The sequence below is a fragment of the Alloacidobacterium dinghuense genome, assembly GCF_014274465.1.
Classification (GTDB): domain Bacteria; phylum Acidobacteriota; class Terriglobia; order Terriglobales; family Acidobacteriaceae; genus Alloacidobacterium; species Alloacidobacterium dinghuense.
This window is the reverse complement of record NZ_CP060394.1, coordinates 1,320,871-1,336,067: the sequence shown is the minus strand read 5'-3', so window position 1 is coordinate 1,336,067 and position 15,197 is coordinate 1,320,871. Positions and strand designations below refer to the sequence as shown.

The 15,197-nt window shown below is 54.6% G+C and carries 15 protein-coding genes and 1 tRNA gene; 7 read left to right on the top strand and 9 right to left on the bottom strand.

From position 1 onward, the window contains the following. Window positions 1–66: 66 nt before the first annotated feature. From H7849_RS05405 to H7849_RS05395, 3 genes are read left to right on the top strand one after another with little or no spacing between them, the layout of a single operon-like run. A complete protein-coding gene (locus H7849_RS05405; RefSeq protein WP_186744783.1) occupies window positions 67–1,317 on the top strand; it encodes a TolC family protein in 1,251 nt (416 codons plus the stop codon). After that, window positions 1,314–2,393 carry an efflux RND transporter periplasmic adaptor subunit gene (locus H7849_RS05400; RefSeq protein WP_186744781.1) on the top strand — a complete coding sequence of 360 codons (1,080 nt, stop codon included), beginning with the start codon at window positions 1,314–1,316 and terminating at the stop codon, window positions 2,391–2,393. Before H7849_RS05405 ends, H7849_RS05400 begins: the two co-directional genes overlap by 4 nt. Window positions 2,394–2,395: 2 nt before the next feature. Beyond that, the gene (locus H7849_RS05395) at window positions 2,396–5,479 is read left to right on the top strand and encodes an efflux RND transporter permease subunit (protein ID WP_186744779.1); all 3,084 of its coding nucleotides are present in this window, start codon (window positions 2,396–2,398) and stop codon (window positions 5,477–5,479) included. Window positions 5,480–5,513: 34 nt separating this feature from the next. On the opposite strand, the gene H7849_RS05390 is transcribed toward H7849_RS05395, so the two are convergent. After that, the gene (locus H7849_RS05390) at window positions 5,514–8,090 is read right to left on the bottom strand and encodes an ABC transporter permease (RefSeq protein WP_251106629.1); all 2,577 of its coding nucleotides are present in this window, start codon (window positions 8,088–8,090) and stop codon (window positions 5,514–5,516) included. Next, a complete protein-coding gene (locus H7849_RS05385; RefSeq protein ID WP_186744776.1) occupies window positions 8,080–8,772 on the bottom strand; it encodes an ABC transporter ATP-binding protein in 693 nt (230 codons plus the stop codon). Before H7849_RS05385 ends, H7849_RS05390 begins: the two co-directional genes overlap by 11 nt. 33 nt (window positions 8,773–8,805) lie before the next feature. Between H7849_RS05385 and H7849_RS05380 the strand changes: the two genes are divergently transcribed. Beyond that, window positions 8,806–9,453: an arylesterase gene (locus H7849_RS05380; RefSeq protein ID WP_186744774.1), complete on the top strand. Its 648-nt coding sequence runs from the start codon at window positions 8,806–8,808 to the stop codon at window positions 9,451–9,453. Here the strand turns inward: H7849_RS05380 and truB are convergent, their stop codons facing one another. From truB to H7849_RS05355, 5 genes are read right to left on the bottom strand one after another with little or no spacing between them, the layout of a single operon-like run. Further along, window positions 9,454–10,326 carry a tRNA pseudouridine(55) synthase TruB gene (truB, locus tag H7849_RS05375; RefSeq protein WP_186744772.1) on the bottom strand — a complete coding sequence of 291 codons (873 nt, stop codon included), beginning with the start codon at window positions 10,324–10,326 and terminating at the stop codon, window positions 9,454–9,456. A 34-nt stretch (window positions 10,327–10,360) separates the two neighbouring features. Next, window positions 10,361–10,975, bottom strand: coding sequence for a GTP cyclohydrolase I FolE (folE, locus tag H7849_RS05370; protein ID WP_251106627.1), 615 nt, complete (start codon window positions 10,973–10,975; stop codon window positions 10,361–10,363). Between the two features lie 23 nt (window positions 10,976–10,998). After that, window positions 10,999–11,427, bottom strand: coding sequence for a 6-carboxytetrahydropterin synthase (locus H7849_RS05365; RefSeq protein ID WP_186744770.1), 429 nt, complete (start codon window positions 11,425–11,427; stop codon window positions 10,999–11,001). After that, window positions 11,424–11,834 carry a 6-pyruvoyl trahydropterin synthase family protein gene (locus H7849_RS05360; protein WP_186744769.1) on the bottom strand — a complete coding sequence of 137 codons (411 nt, stop codon included), beginning with the start codon at window positions 11,832–11,834 and terminating at the stop codon, window positions 11,424–11,426. Before H7849_RS05360 ends, H7849_RS05365 begins: the two co-directional genes overlap by 4 nt. 41 nt (window positions 11,835–11,875) lie before the next feature. Further along, window positions 11,876–12,913, bottom strand: a complete 1,038-nt coding sequence (locus H7849_RS05355) for a glycosyltransferase family 2 protein (RefSeq protein WP_251106626.1) — start codon at window positions 12,911–12,913, stop codon at window positions 11,876–11,878. 38 nt (window positions 12,914–12,951) lie between these two features. Here H7849_RS05355 and H7849_RS05350 point away from each other — a divergent pair, with 38 nt between their 5' ends. Both H7849_RS05350 and H7849_RS05345 read left to right on the top strand, forming a co-directional pair. Continuing rightward, window positions 12,952–13,479 carry a TlpA family protein disulfide reductase gene (locus H7849_RS05350; protein ID WP_251106625.1) on the top strand — a complete coding sequence of 176 codons (528 nt, stop codon included), beginning with the start codon at window positions 12,952–12,954 and terminating at the stop codon, window positions 13,477–13,479. A 49-nt stretch (window positions 13,480–13,528) separates the two neighbouring features. Next, window positions 13,529–13,804, top strand: a complete 276-nt coding sequence (locus H7849_RS05345; protein WP_186744765.1) for a hypothetical protein — start codon at window positions 13,529–13,531, stop codon at window positions 13,802–13,804. Here H7849_RS05345 and H7849_RS05340 read toward each other — a convergent pair whose 3' ends face one another. Then, window positions 13,805–14,200 carry a YybH family protein gene (locus tag H7849_RS05340; RefSeq protein WP_186744763.1) on the bottom strand — a complete coding sequence of 132 codons (396 nt, stop codon included), beginning with the start codon at window positions 14,198–14,200 and terminating at the stop codon, window positions 13,805–13,807. It abuts the gene before it with no gap. A 160-nt stretch (window positions 14,201–14,360) separates the two neighbouring features. On the opposite strand from H7849_RS05340, the gene H7849_RS05335 reads away from it, so the two are divergent. Next, window positions 14,361–14,437: transfer RNA gene (locus tag H7849_RS05335), tRNA-Arg, on the top strand. Between the two features lie 149 nt (window positions 14,438–14,586). Here H7849_RS05335 and H7849_RS05330 read toward each other — a convergent pair. After that, the gene (locus H7849_RS05330) at window positions 14,587–14,769 is read right to left on the bottom strand and encodes a hypothetical protein (RefSeq protein ID WP_186744761.1); all 183 of its coding nucleotides are present in this window, start codon (window positions 14,767–14,769) and stop codon (window positions 14,587–14,589) included. Window positions 14,770–15,197: the final 428 nt, after the last annotated feature.

Here is a 15,197-nt window from a genome sequence, read left to right as displayed (position 1 = left end):
CTCGACTGTAACTCAATTTTCATTTGTATTGACTAGGACTTATTCAGAGGTCCCAGGGATGTGTGTATGAGACGACTCCTCCGCAGAAGCGCTTTTCTGCTTGCAGCGCTTCTTTCAGGCGTAAGTATGCAGGCGCAGGCGCCACCGGGTCCCATAACCCTGCAGCAAGCGCTCGATATGGCACGCACCAGAAATCCTAATTTGCTCTCTGGACAGCAGCATGTCATCGCCACAAGAGCCACTGAAATTACCGCGGGTTTGCGCCAAAACCCTAATTTCACGCTCTCCGGGGCGAATGTGAGCTTGCCAGCCAACAACCCCAGTAGCCCGTACACGTACGTTGGCAACGTCAACCGCCTATTTGAGCGTGGTGAGAAGCGCCGCTGGCGGCTCGATATCGCACATGCCACTACCGATGTCACTCAAAGTCAATACAAGGATTCGGAGCGCCAGACCGTTCTTGCAGTCAAGCAGGCTTTCACACAAATGCTCGCAGCCAAAGCTGCGCTCAAAATTGCAGACGATAACCTGCAGGGCTATCGCAAAACCGTAGATTTAAGCAAAGCCCGTCTTGATGCTGGTGATATCAGCGCTACTGATTTCGAGCGCATTGATCTGCAACTCGCTGAGTTCGAATCCGATTACGACACCGCCAAGCTGAACCTCACCCAGTCGAGCGATCAACTGCAACTCCTGCTCGGAATCGACAAACCAACAGACACATTCGATATCACCGGTACGCTTGAACTACCCACACTCACTGCTCCTCTTACGCAGATTGAGCAGCAGGCTCTTCAATCCCGCCCCGACTACCTGGCGGCTGAACAATCCGTTCGCCTTGCAGACGCCAATGTCAAATTCGCAGATGCCAACGGCTCCATTGACCCAACGATTGGCGGCGAATATGAGCGCGTCGGTGTCTTTAATAGCGCCGGTTTCCAGGTCAGCATTCCTCTGCGCATCTTCGACCGCAATCAGGGCGAGAAAGAGCGTACACGCTATGAAGCACAATCCAGCCGCTTCGCTGAAACAGCCGCGCGAAATCAGGTTGTGAATGACGTAGACCAGGCGTGGGCAGGCTATGAGACGGCGATCTCGATGGCAACGCGTTATCACGGGCATTATCTTCAGGAAGCAACGCGCGTGCGCGACAACCTGGAATTCAGCTACCGTCACGGCGGCGCTACGCTGCTCGATTACCTGGATGCCCTCAGGGATTATCGCCAGACGAATCTTGATGCGCTGAATGCCAATACTCAGGTTTGGCTCGCCATCCATCAACTTAGCTTCGCCGCTGCAACGGAGATTCTCCCATGAGCAAGAAATACCTCACTGTGCTTCCTCTTCTCTGCGTCATGGCCCTCACGGCTTGCCGACATCCAAGTGAAGACACAACTCCCGCACCCGCCACGAGTAAAGATGTGGTGGACACGGTGACCGTTCATACAGCACAAGTCACGGATACGCTGAATCTCCCCGCGCGGCTTATGCCGAATCCCACCGACGTAGTGCATATTTACCCGCCGCTCAGTGGACGCGTTCTCGCTCTCAAAGTGCTCCCTGGACAAGAAGTCAGCAAAGGTCAGGCCATTGGCACTCTGCAGAGCAATGATGCCGCGTCTGCGAGGTCAGACTTCGAGAAGGCAAAAATCGAAGCAGCCCGTGCCGATCTGCAATTGCAGCGTGCAAAGGAATTGCTGCAGCACGAAGTCATGGCGCAGAAAGATTATGACGATCTCAAAGCGCTCGACGACGCCGATCACTCAGAACTTGAACGAACGCGACAGACTCTACACAACCTCGGGTTCTCGGAAAACGATGCTTCTGCCGATCTTCCGATTCGTTCCCCGATCAGCGGCATCGTTTTAGAAGTGGGCACAGCACCGGGCGAGTTGCAACGCTCGCTCGACAACGCAAATGCCATCGCCACCATTGCCAACATCGATTCGATATGGGTTCTCGGGGACCTTTATCCAAATAACGTCGGCGCAGTGCGTCGCGGCCAGCCGGTGGAAGTTCGCATCAGCGGCTATCCGAATGAGGTGCACACTGGCGTCATCGATAACATTTCCGACTCAGTTGACCCCACCACGCTCACGCTCAAAGTGCGCGTAGTGCTTGCGAATCCTGGACATAGGTTCAAGCCGCAAATGTATGCAACCATCTCGGTTGCAAACCTAAAGCGTGAAGCCATCGTGGTTCCATCAACAGCCGTCATTCGCGACGGAGTCAAGAATTACGTGTTCGTCGCCACCCCTGATCACAAATACGCGCGGCGCGACGTAGAACTGGGCGAGACGCACGCACAAACAGTGGAAATTACCCACGGCCTTGAAGATGGCGAGCAAGTTGTAAGCACAGGCGCTGAGTTGCTGCGTCAGGCAGGAGCATAGCGATGCAGGCTTTTATTCGCATGCTCCTGCGGTACCGCAATATTGTTCTGATTATTTTCCTGGCATCCCTTGCCGGGGGCGTGATCGCCTTCCTGCAACTGGATATTGAAGCATACCCTGATCCGTCGCCGCCTATGGTTGAGTTCATCACGCAGAATCCATCATGGTCCGCTGAAGAGATGGAGCAACAAGTGACGGTTCCTCTAGAAGCAGGGCTGAACGGGACTCCGCATCTTGAACAGATTCGATCGATCAGCATTTTCGGCCTAAGCGATGTCAAACTCTACTTCACCTTTGACAGTGATTACTTCACCGACCGCCAGGAAGCACTGAACCGGCTGCAGTCCGTCAATCTCCCCAATAACCTTCAACCCCAGCTCTCTCCTGAGTCTCCCATCGGCGAGATCTATCGATATCAACTCACCGGCCCGGGATACTCACTGAACGAACTCAAAGCTACGCAGGACTGGCTGCTCGTACGTGAGATGAAGCAAGTACCGGGGATCATCGATGTCGCCACTTTTGGAGGAACGACGCGCCAGTACCAGGCTGAGGTCGATCCCAACAAGCTTTTGACATACGGCGTTACGATGACGCAAGTCGTCAATGCGATCCAGAACAGCAATGCAAATGCCGGAGGCAACTACCTGACACTCGGCAGCCAGAGCGTCAATGTTCGCGGAATCGGCCTTCTTCATTCGATTTCCGATATGGATAACATCGTTGTCGCTGAACGCAACGGCGTGCCCGTGCTGTTAAAGGATGTGGCCGATGTAAAAGAAGGTCATCAGCCGCGCCTCGGGAAAGTCGGTCGCGACGAGCAACCCGACATCGTTGAGGGCATCGTCCTCCTGCAAAAGAATGAGAAATCTCTTCCCGCACTTGCGGGTCTCCGCGCAAAGATCAAAGAGCTGAATGAAGGCAATCTTCTTCCTCCGGGCATGAAGATCAGCACCATCTACGACCGCACAACCCTCATCAACACGACGACGCGCACAGTTCGCCATGTCATCATTACCGGGCTCATTCTGGTCACGCTGGTACTTCTCAGCATGTTGGGCGACCTGCGAATTACCGCCATCGCGGCCATCACAATTCCTTTCGCGGTGCTCTTTTCCTTCGCCATGATGGTCCTCACAAACCACTCAGCGAACCTTATCTCGATCGGAGCCATCGACTTCGGCATCCTCGTCGACGCCTCGATTGTGGTTCTTGAAAGTGTCTACCGCAAAATATCTCGCCGCGTTCAGGGTGAAGAAGTTGCAGAACTGATTATGGAAGGCGTGGGCGACGCTGCGAAACCAGTCCTTTTTGCAACTCTTATTATCCTCGTCGCCTTCATTCCTCTTTTCACGATGCAGGGCGTGCCAGGCAAGATCTTCGCTCCTATGTCCGTGACCTACGGGTTTGCCCTGACAGGCGCGCTTATCTTTGCGCTCGTATTTGCGCCAGTCCTCGGTTCCTTCGCAGTGCCCAAACAGATCAAGCATGAGGCGGAGGACACATGGTTGAGCGGATTCTTTCGCCGTCATTATGACAAGGGACTGAAACGCGCTCTCAAATTCCGCAAAATCACATGGATCGTCTTTCTGGGTGGTCTTGTTGCAGCAGTCGTGCTCTTCGTCTTTGTAGGCGGCGAATTCATGCCAGCGCTTGAAGAAGGCAACCTTTGGATTCGTGCAACCATGCAGCAGGACATCTCTTTCCCGCAATCGGAAAAGATGGCAGACAAAATCCGCGCTACGCTTCGCTCCTATCCCGAAATCACCCAGGTCGTGTCACAGATGGGCCGCCCGGACGACGGCACTGACATCAGCACCTTCAACAACATTGAATTCCTTGCCGGCCTCAAACCTGCGGGAGAATGGCGGCCTCAATTTCACGGCAACAAAGATACATTGATTGCCGCTATCGAAAAGGACTTTGAACAATACCCCGGCATAGACTTCAACTTCTCACAGAACATTCAGGACAATGTGGAAGAGGCCATGTCCGGTGTCAAAGGCGAAAATTCTCTCAAGCTTTTCGGCAATGATTTTGACGACCTCACGCGCATCGCAGACCAAATCGAGGATGCGATGAGCAAAGTGCAGGGCATCGCAGATATTGGCGTCTTCAAAGTCACCGGCCAGCCCAGTTTGATGGTTTCCATCGATCGCAGCAAGGCAGCACGCTACGGTCTGCAACCGCAGGACGTAAATGCAGTAGTGCAGGCTGCCGTCGGCGGCGCGCCAGTAACGCAAATTATCGATGGTGATCGCCGATTCGATTTCGCCCTCCGCTATTCACCGGAATATCGCGACACCCCGGAAGCAATTAGCAAGATCCTCCTTCCAACTCCGGACGGTACGCAGGTGCCGCTGGGCACAATCGCTGACGTCGGCCTCAAGAACGGCGCTTTCATGATCTACCATGAAGGTGGCCGCCGCTATATTCCCATCAAATTCAGTGTGCGCGGACGCGATCTCGCCAGCGCTATTCAAGATCTGAAACAGCAGCTATCTGAAAAAGTAAACCTGCCTGGTGGCTACAACTACACTTGGGCGGGTGAATTCGACAGTTTGCAGAAGGAGCAGCGCCGCCTCGCCTACATCATCCCAGTAAGTCTCGCCATGATTCTCGTTCTCTTGTATATCCAATTTCGAACATGGCGGGACGCCTTCATCGTTGTCGGCACACTTCCCTTTGCTGCGATCGGAGGCATTCTCGCGCTATTTCTCACTCGAACATCATTCAGTATCTCCGCGGCCGTTGGCTTCACCTCGCTCACCGGAGTTGCAACGCTAGGCGCAGTCGTCTTCCTCTCGGGAATCCGTCGTGCTCAACGTGAGGAAGGATTCGACCGCGGCCTGGAGAAAGGCTGTCTCGACGAGATGCGTCCAGTGGTGATGGCTTGCATGGCCGCCGGCCTGGGATTACTCCCGGCCGCCGTCTCCAACGGAATCGGTGCTCAGGCCCAGCAACCGCTTGCGCGTGTCGTCGTTGGTGGCATGCTTACGACCGTCTTCTCGATCCTGTTCGTCATGCCATTACTGGTCCGCGCCTTCACGTCGCGAAATGAATTCGAGAATACTGTCACCGAATAATTGATTGATTTCCGTCGAGGGACTTCGGAAGAATTCACTCTTCCCGCAGCACTTCAAGTGGTTTCTGCCCAAGGATGCGAAAACTGGCGATCCAGCCCGTCACGACCGCAAGCGCAGCCGTCGCGATCACGGAAATGCCACTGATAATCAACTCCGGATGGTATGGGACTTCCATCCTGTGCAACAACACGCGCGACAGTAGATTGGCGAATATCACACCAACAAACCCTGCCAACAGCCCAAGCACGACGAACTCAATGCTAAAGACCGCGGCAATTCGGTTACGGGTCGCGCCAAGCGTCTTGAGCACTACCACTTCACGAATCCTGCGGAAGCGCGTGCTTGCCACACTCGACGCCAGAATAATCGCCCCTGAAAGAATTGAAAAACCGGCCAGAAAACGAATCACCAGCGTAATCTGGTGCACTACGCCCTCCACCGTATCCAGAATGTCGGCAATATTAATCACCGTGACCGTGGGATATGCGGCGAAAAGCGCTCGCTCCATAAACGGGATCTGCTTCGATTGGACATGCGCTGCCGCATACCACACATTCGGCAACCCCTGAAGTTGTCCCGACGGCAAGATAAACTCGCTACGCGCAAATACGTGCTCACCCTCCGGCTTGTAAATAGCAGCGACACGGGTATGGATCGTTCTCTCGCCCGATTCGAAATCAACCGAAGAGCCTGGATGTAGATTCAACCTGCGCGCGGCGTGGTCAACGACAGCTAGACCATCCGCGTCGCTTCTCTGCCACCATTTCCCTTGCATTACCTTCAGACCTTCAGGCACCGAGTCCGCCCACGTTACAGATACCGATGACAGCAACCGCTTCGGATAATTCTTCACCTTCAACTGATCGACAGGAACGCCATCGATAGACGCGATCCGAGCCGAAACAATCGGAATCGATTCAAACTTCTTCTCCACACCGGGCTGATGTGCCAAGAGATCTCTGACTCCCTTCACTTCATCCTGGCTAATGTCGATCAGAAAGATATTTGCCGCACTCGAAGTCACATCGGAATTCATCCGATTCACAATTGCGTGCTGCATGAGAAAGACGCTCAATATCAACATGACGCCCGTGCCCAGCGCAGCCAATACAGCAGCCGACTGGTTCCCGGGCCGATACAAATTCGCCAGCCCGTGCCGCAGCGCCGAGTGCAGATGCAGACGCGTCCTATTCAGGAATGCGCGAAGTGACCGTAACGTGACCGCCGAAAGCCCCAGTATCACGATCAGCAGCCCGCACAATGCCGCCGCAAACCACTTCCCCACCAGCATGGAATCCGCAAGCCCGGCTGCAATACCCGCAAGGGCTACAACAATCACAACAACAGAAATCCACTGCGCCTTGTTCTCGACAAGTTTTTTCCAGAAATTGAGCTTGCCGTCCGCGTCGCCGCCATCCACTGCTTTCCGCAAAACAATGCTTGGCCGAATCTTGCGAACATCAAGCAGTGGCGGCAAGCAGAAGAGCACCGTAGTCAGGATTCCCGTTCCAAACGCTGCAGATACCGAGCGTACAGGCAACCGCAGCGGCGGTTGAATCGGCAATAGCTTCCCAAAGAAAAATGGCAACGCCCATTCCACTCCCAATCCCAGGGCGATGCCTAACAGTCCCCCAACGGTTCCAAGCAACAGCGTCTGTAGCAAATAGATTCGCAAAATATCAGAAGACTTCGCGCCAACCGACTTCATAATTGCAAGAATGTCAATCCGCTGCTGAAGATGTGCGCGCATCGCCATCCCCACGCCAATCGCTCCCAGCACCATCGCAACCAGGCAAATCAAACTCAACAGACCCGTCGCATGGTCAATCCCTTCAGAGAGAGCAGGGCTCGTCTCGCGAAAATCAGTGATCTGCGCGTCGGGCAGAATCTTCTCCAATTGACCGCGCACGTCAGCAACCTTGCCGCTCTGCGGCCCCAGCTTGAACAGATATCGTTCGGTTGCCCGGCTTCCCTGTTGTAGCAGACCAGTTCTATCGACTGCTGCGCGGGTCATCATCACACGCGGCCCCAGCCCTATACCCGCGGTCAAACGATCGGGCTCCTTCTCAATCACGGCCGCTATTTTGAAGAGCTGTCCGCCGATCTTCAGGGTGTCGCCCATCTTCGCGCGCAGGCGCACCAACAGATTGTCATCGACAACAACGGTCGAATCAGTAAGTGCCGTGCGCAGATCACCCGCGGGATTCAACCTCAATCTCCCGTAGAACGGATACTTCGCCGGGTCTACAATCTTCAACGAAACCAGCAGCGGCACCGGATCGCCTTGCAGCGAGGCCATCGAAACCGTCTCGGTGACCGAAGTCCGTTCCACCCCTTTCGAGGCAGCCATCGCATCGAGCTTTGCGTCTTCTGGTTGCGTCGTAAGCCGAAACATCCGCGCTGAAAGATCGCCCGCCATGATGCTCCGCGCCTGGTCCAGCAGCGCCTTCTGGAACGACTCACTGAAGCCGCGAACTCCCGTCAGCGCCGCCACGCCAATTGCAACCGAGAGAATTACGAATAGAAATTTCGTCCGCGATGCGCGTAGCTCGCGCCAGGCGATTTTCGCCGCGGTGCTCCATCCCAATGCAGGCTTCTGATCAGACTCCACGGCTCGCCTGCTTTCCGTTTTCATCGGCAACGATGCGTCCATCGCGCAAAAAAATCCGCCGGTCAGCGCGATCCGCAATTTGCTTATCGTGAGTCACCAGCACCAGTGTTGTATTCGCTTCGCGCTGACGCTCCGTCAACAGATCAAGCACATGCTGTCCATTGGTCGAATCCAGATTTCCTGTAGGTTCATCGGCCAGAACAATTGGCGGCTCTAATACGAAGGCTCTTGCCAATGCCACGCGCTGCTGCTCGCCTCCCGAGAGTTGTACGGGATAGTGATGAAGGCGGTCCACCAGACCAACCGTCTCAAGCAGAGCGGCAGCGCGTTTCTTCCCATCTCCATTTGCGTTTAACTCATAAGGCAACAAAACATTTTCCAGAGCCGTCAGCGTTGGAATCAATTGGTACGACTGAAAGACGAATCCAATCTTCTTTCCACGCACCTGCGCAAGCCTGTCTTCGGGTAACCGGCTTATCTCGCTTCCGTCTACAAGCACCTCGCCTTCGCTGGGCGCGTCGAGTCCTGCCAGCAATCCGAGCAGGGTGCTCTTTCCGCTGCCCGAGGCCCCCATAATCGCCAGGAATTGCCCTCGCGGAACGGTTAAGTCGATCCCCCTTAAAATTTCTACCGTTCGACTTCCATTGCGAATCGACTTCTTCAGTCCCCGCACTTCAATCATTCCCGGCTCCTCTTCCCTGATTACAATACCCATGTGACGCGCCGACACGCTCTCTTACTTCTTTTTACGCTTTGCCTCGCCGGTTCGTTCCATCCTGCCAGCACAGCACAAACAAAATCCACTACACACGCTCGCCCCGTCATCGTCTGCTTCGGCGATTCGCTTACTGCAGGCCACGGCGTCATTGCAGGGCACACGTATCCAGACTATCTGCAACGCGACCTCGATGACCGTGGCTATGCCTACAGCGTCGTCAACAAGGGCATCGACGGCAACACTACAAAGGACGGTGTCGACCGCCTGAAAGACGTGTTCGCGCTTCATCCGCAGATTGTTGTTGTTGAATTCGGGGGCAATGATGGCCTGCGTGGACTGCCGATTTCAGTAACGAGGCAAAATTTGGATCAGATCGTCTCAACCCTGGTAAAGTCCGGGATAAAAGTTGTCCTCGCCGGAATCACCCTGCCACCAAACTACGGTCCTGACTACATTCAGCAGTTCAACGAAACCTACACCATGCTGGCCCACAAATACAAGGCTCCGCTCATTCCCTTCCTGTTCAAGAATGTCTACGGCGTGCCGGGTTCAATGCAGGAAGACGGCATCCATGCAACAGAGAAAGGCAATCAACAAGTTGCTATCAATGTCTTGCAGGCCCTCACGCCGTTGCTTAAGAAATAGCTAGATCAACACCACAAAAGGTTGGAACAGCGTTCCAGCAATGCGACGCCCAATCGCAATCAGGTTGCGCTGCCCCTCGAAAACCTTAACCATTGGTGCTGAGCCGAACTCCGGCAAGTTCACGGCCGCGCCGTTGCGTACTCGGCCTATCGAGAGCGCGTCAGCGGTCACCGCCGGAAGATCAGGAAGCAATGCCCTTGGATGCGGCATTTTGGCCTCAAGCAAAGTGCCGGTATGCGCTTCGATTTCGACAAGCGGAAGCGCATCATCAATCACAAACGGACCTGCCGCAACGCGCCGAAGGCTCGCAAGATGCGCGCCGCAACCAAGCGCAATGCCCATCTCATGCGCAACACTGCGTACATAGCCACCCGCCGAGACAGTCATCCGGAAGGCGGCCGTATCACCATCCAACACTGTTATTTCAAATGCCTTGATCGTGATTCGGGCTGCTTTCAGTTTCGGCGTCTCGCCTGCCCGCGCCAGTTGGTAGGCCCGTTTCCCATCCGTCTTCTTCGCGGAGAAAGGAGGCGGCATTTGCTCGATCTCGCCTTGAAAACGCATGCCTGCCTCTCGCACCTGCTCAAGCGTCAGCGATACAGCGGCGATGTCGCCAACCGTCTGCCCCTCGGCGTCATAGGTATCCGTCGCAAAGCCGAAGCGAATCGTCCCCGTATACGTCTTTTCCAGAGATCCAAAGAATTGCGCCAGCCGCGTGTACTTGCCAAGAAGCAGAGGAAGCACGCCAGTAGCCATGGGATCGAGCGTACCCAAATGGCCAATCGACGACTCGCCCGTCGCGCGCCTCACACGCACCACAACATCATGCGAGGTCATGCCACCAGGTTTATCTACGATGAGAAGCCCGTTCACTCTGAATACTATAGCTGTTCGATTGAGTGAACTCTCAGAATCCGTTGTGCCCTCGATCGCGCACGAGTGACAAAAACTCAGCGCGTGTATTCTGCTTCTGAAACACGCCAACCATCGCGGAAGTGACAGTCGATGAGTGTTGCTTCTCCACCCCACGCATCATCATGCACAAATGCCGCGCCTCGATCACCACCCCCACGCCCTGCGGCGCAATGGCCTCCTGTATCGCATCGGCAACTTGCTGCGTCAATCGCTCCTGCACCTGCAGCCGGCGCGAAAACACCTCTACGAGACGCGGAATCTTGCTCAGTCCAATGACCTTGCCGTTCGGGATGTAGGCGACATGCACCTTGCCGAAAAAGGGCAGAATGTGGTGCTCGCACAATGAGAACATCTCGATGTCCTTCACGATTACCATTTCGTCGTAATCCACATCGAAGAGCGCACCGCGCAGAGTCTCAGTGGGATTTTCATGATATCCCTTCGTCAAAAAGGTCATCGCCTTTTCCACGCGTTCCGGCGTTCGCTCCAATCCGTCGCGTGTCGGATCTTCGTCAAAGCGACGGATAATCTCCCGATAAATCTCCTGCGTCGAAAAATTTTCCAGCCCTGTTGTCATAGTCTTGCGTACAATTGCCGGTCTCGCCATCGTCGTTCTACCCCGCTTATCCCTCAGCGCCCTGCCGCGAACGGCGCATTCGCCGGATACTCAAAAGAGTTATTGCTTGTCTCTTCCACTCGTAGCCGCACAATTTCCGCCTTCTGAAAAGCCGCAGCAAGAAGCTGGTACATCTCCATACATAGATTCTCTGTGGTCGGCACGCGATCCTTAAAGAGGGGGTCGAGATTCAAATTCGTGTGATCGAAGCGTTCCACCACCTCTTTTCGCACGCACGCATCCAGCTCGACCATATCGCATACCATTCCGGTTTCTGCATCTACAGAACCGCCTACAGTCACCTCGATCACATAATTGTGCCCATGGCCGTGTGGATTATTGCACTTCCCGTAGACATCACGGTTCCTGTCTTCAGTGAAGGCGCTTGTATGCAGGCGATGCGAAGCGCTGAACTTGTACCGGCGCGAAAAATATGCCCTCATGGCTCACCGTAGTAATCGGCAAAAAGATCGGGCATCTCGTACACGCGCACGCGATGCAACTTCGCGCCCGGAATCTTTCCCTCAAGTCGCTTCCAAACCTCAATCGCAATGTTCTCCGTTGTCGGAATCGCCTTGGCAAATTCGGGAACTTCTTTGTTCAGATGCCGATGGTCGTACACCGCAACAACCTCGCGCTCCATCACATCCTTCAACTGTTTTAGGTCCACGACAAAGCCGGACGTCGCATCCACATCTCCCGCGACCGTCACCTCCAGCGTGTAATTGTGCCCATGCCCGTTCTTATTCGCGCACCTGCCAAAAACGCGCTCATTTTCTTCCGCGGACCACGCTTCATTCCAGTAATAATGCGAGGCGGAAAACTCAGCTTTTCTCGTTAACAAGATCATTTTCTTCTTACTTTAGAGATGCAGTCTGCTGCCGCTCCGCTTCAGCGGCTCCCTCCCGCATATTCGCGTCCCTTCCAGACTACGCGTTTCGTTACCGTGTGGTCGAACCAGCTCTTCCACAGCAGCCAGACAAACAGGGGCAGGCCGAAGACACTCAACAGGCAATCGCCGAGGGGAAAATTCGACTTCGCCACCCTCCGATAGAAACGCCACAGCGTCCGCAGCCAGATCAGAAGAATGACCAACCGCGCCGTAATCCACGGCGTACTGACACTCAATGGCCCCGGGAAATACCATGCCAGCACCGGGAGTCCAGCCAGAAGAAAAATGTCGAGCAGCTTCCACCCAGCCGTTATCAGCGTATTTCCAAAGAGTAACGCCAGGTTCTTCGTCCATCCCTCGCACATCTGTCCAAAGCTGCGGTACATACGCGTGCTCAGCGCATCAGGAGCATATCGGAATCGCAATCCAAGCTTGCGTCGTTTCACCAGATACGCGAGATCGACATCCTCCAGCATCGACTCCGCCACCGCCTGATGCCCGCCGACTTGCATATACGCATCCCCCTTCACCAGTAGAAACTGCCCGTTCGCACCCGCCAGCCTTGATTCAGGATCCGACACTTTTGCCGGCGGATACGCCAGCGCAAGCTCGCTGAAAACCAGCGGCATCAGCGCCCTCTGCCAGAACCCGGCAACAATCTGCTTAGGCGAATACGACAGCATCGCCACCTTGTGTTTCTCCGCCTCATGCAGCGCCCGACGCAGGTCCCCCGCCTCATGCACCGTATCTGCATCCGTAAACAGCAGCCACTCGCCTTTGGCTAGCTTCGCCGCAGTCCATGCGGCGTTGGCCTTGCCAGTCCAATTCTTTGGCCGCTCATCCGGAAGAATCACCGTCACGCCCTCAAAACCACTGGCAATTTCCCGCGTTCGATCGGTTGATCCGTCATCCACAACCAGCAACTCCCAGTCGCGGCCCAGTTTCCAGCCTTCATCCGACTGCGCAACCAGGGACTCCAGACAAGCGCCAACACCATCCTCTTCGTTTCTAGCGGGAATAATGACCGACAGGTTCAAGACCACTCCAAGGCAAGTCCAGAACGTATTATAGAAACGTGGGTGATTTCAAAGTTCGTTATCAAAACCTGCCGGGCCCTCTGCGATCGATTTTGTTTGGGGTGATAGGACTGATTCTCCTCGCCACAACTGGGTGCGATCGCGGATCACTTCCCGAGCAAGTCGCAAAACCCGCTCCCAACTTCACCATAGTCGATGGCTCGAGAACGATCCACCTCAGCGACTATCATGGTAAAACGGTGGTTCTAAGTTTCTGGGCCTCCTGGTGCGCGCCCTGCCTTGCAGAGTTCCCGTCGCTCATCGATCTACAGAAGCAGATGCCCCAAATCGTTGTGCTGGGCGTCGACTTCAACGACGACGCTGCCGCCTACCGTCAGTACCTCGTCGATAACCACATCGACCTGCTCACAATTCACGACGAATCACAACAGAGCAACCTCGCCTTTGGAACGACTCGTCCACCCGAGACCTACATCATCGATGGTCAGGGCAAAATTCGGCGCAAGTTCATTGGCGCCCAGGACTGGACCAGCCCCGAAATCATGAACTATCTCAAAAACCTTTGAAGAAGCTCCGCCATTCGCCCGCAGTCCGCGACCTTGCTATCATTTCTCCATGACGACCGTAGATGTCCTCTTCCGCTACGAGCAGCACCCAACCGAAGCAGCCATTGCGGCCCTCAATAACATGAGCGAGGTATACGGCATTCGTGGCGTGTGGTTGAAGGAAGATGCAAAAACTATTCGCGTCGAATTTGACGCGACCCGTCTCAATAAAGCGATCGTCGCCCAGTTGTTGCGCCGTGCCGGAATTGACATCGCCGAAGAACTGCCGCTCATTCCACCACAGCCATCGGCATCAACCGAGCCAACTCCCGCGCCTGCAAAGTGATCAGACCGCGACTTCCGGAGTCAGCAAATTCGCATCCCTCGATAGAACCCACTTCCCCTCTGGCAGTTTGCGAAGAATCGTCATCGCATAGCCGGCTCGGTTCATCGGCATGCCGCCACCGCGCGGAGTAATCGTCACCCGAAGATGGTTCCGCATATAAGCGAGATTGCCAACCACCTCCAGCTCTGTAATCTCTGAACGAATCTCAAGGCGCACATGCTCCAGCCCCTGGCGAAAGCTCTGAGCAAAGGCTTCTTTCCCGTATGGCTCCCGGCCCGCGACGTGGAATACGGCATCCTCGGCGACAAGTTCCAGAACTTCCTCCACCTTGCCGGCCATCGAAGCAGCACTCCACTGCTCAACAAGATCGCGGATCGCCTGCTCATCATTCTGCATAGAACGGGACTCTCCTATTGCGACAGCTTAACACCCTGCGCACACCCGCTAACCGACCACACTCGGCATAATTTCCAAACCGCGCCGATCCCCGCTATCCGTTTGCGAAAGCCGATAGAACTTGATATCTTTAAATGAGTTCGCAGTCACCCCTCCTTGCGCGCCCATAGCTCAGTTGGATAGAGCGATTGACTACGAATCAATAGGTCGGAGGTTCGAATCCTTCTGGGCGCGCCATAAAATCAATAACTTACGGTAGATAGAGTCAGAGTCGATAGAGTCAGAGTCAGGCACGACTATGACGTAAAGTATGACATTGGCTCATGCTTCTCCCTTCCTCCTTTGTTCCGACCGCTCTTGTTGAGTGATGCCCGAAAGATAGCCTTTTAACCGACCATTGCTTGCTGGTATTCCTTATCAAGGAATGGGTGCTGAAGGTGATACGACACCCGATGGACTGATTGCACTTCGAGAAGCTCGATCTTCCTCAGGTTTGTAACATGCGCGACACGAGCCAATAGAACGGTTACATTGATACCGTTGAAGACGAGTTTCGGTTTCGCGTTCATGCGAAAGGGGTACGCCCCAAGCTGATAACCCCCACCAGTTGTAGGAGTTAAGGTATGTACGACCAAAGTTACTGGACTGGAATGACTGCACAATGCTTGCAGGCCAGGCATGATCATAGATTGATGTTTGACGAAGTCACTGGGATTGCCAACGGTCAGTGTTCGTTCAGTTACATCTGCAGTGAGTGTGATCCCCCGACGAGACAACTAGGCTATTCGTTGTTGCCCGGTCTCCCTCAGCGGGATCCCGATTTCTTTTCTTATGAGCATTAAGTTAATCAAGCTTTTGCTGCTTGCTTAGCTACATGCCAATGCAAGCAGCAACATTACAGCAAGCGCGAAAATGAAACCTGGGTCTTCGGATCCTTCTGGGCGTCGCCATAAAATCAACAACATACGATCAATACGTCCATCTATTGAAACGTACC

Excerpts from the sequence above, each read along its gene's own strand:
- H7849_RS05405 (WP_186744783.1), top strand. The coding sequence starts at position 67 with ATGAGACGACTCCTCCGCAGAAGCGCTTTTCTGCTTGCAGCGCTTCTT.
- H7849_RS05400 (WP_186744781.1), top strand. The coding sequence starts at position 1,314 with ATGAGCAAGAAATACCTCACTGTGCTTCCTCTTCTCTGCGTCATGGCC.
- H7849_RS05395 (WP_186744779.1), top strand. The coding sequence starts at position 2,396 with ATGCAGGCTTTTATTCGCATGCTCCTGCGGTACCGCAATATTGTTCTG.
- H7849_RS05385 (WP_186744776.1), bottom strand. The coding sequence starts at position 8,772 with ATGATTGAAGTGCGGGGACTGAAGAAGTCGATTCGCAATGGAAGTCGA.
- folE (WP_251106627.1), bottom strand. The coding sequence starts at position 10,975 with ATGGCGAGACCGGCAATTGTACGCAAGACTATGACAACAGGGCTGGAA.
- H7849_RS05365 (WP_186744770.1), bottom strand. The coding sequence starts at position 11,427 with ATGAGGGCATATTTTTCGCGCCGGTACAAGTTCAGCGCTTCGCATCGC.
- H7849_RS05360 (WP_186744769.1), bottom strand. The coding sequence starts at position 11,834 with ATGATCTTGTTAACGAGAAAAGCTGAGTTTTCCGCCTCGCATTATTAC.
- H7849_RS05345 (WP_186744765.1), top strand. The coding sequence starts at position 13,529 with ATGACGACCGTAGATGTCCTCTTCCGCTACGAGCAGCACCCAACCGAA.
- H7849_RS05340 (WP_186744763.1), bottom strand. The coding sequence starts at position 14,200 with ATGCAGAATGATGAGCAGGCGATCCGCGATCTTGTTGAGCAGTGGAGT.
- H7849_RS05330 (WP_186744761.1), bottom strand. The coding sequence starts at position 14,769 with ATGAACGCGAAACCGAAACTCGTCTTCAACGGTATCAATGTAACCGTT.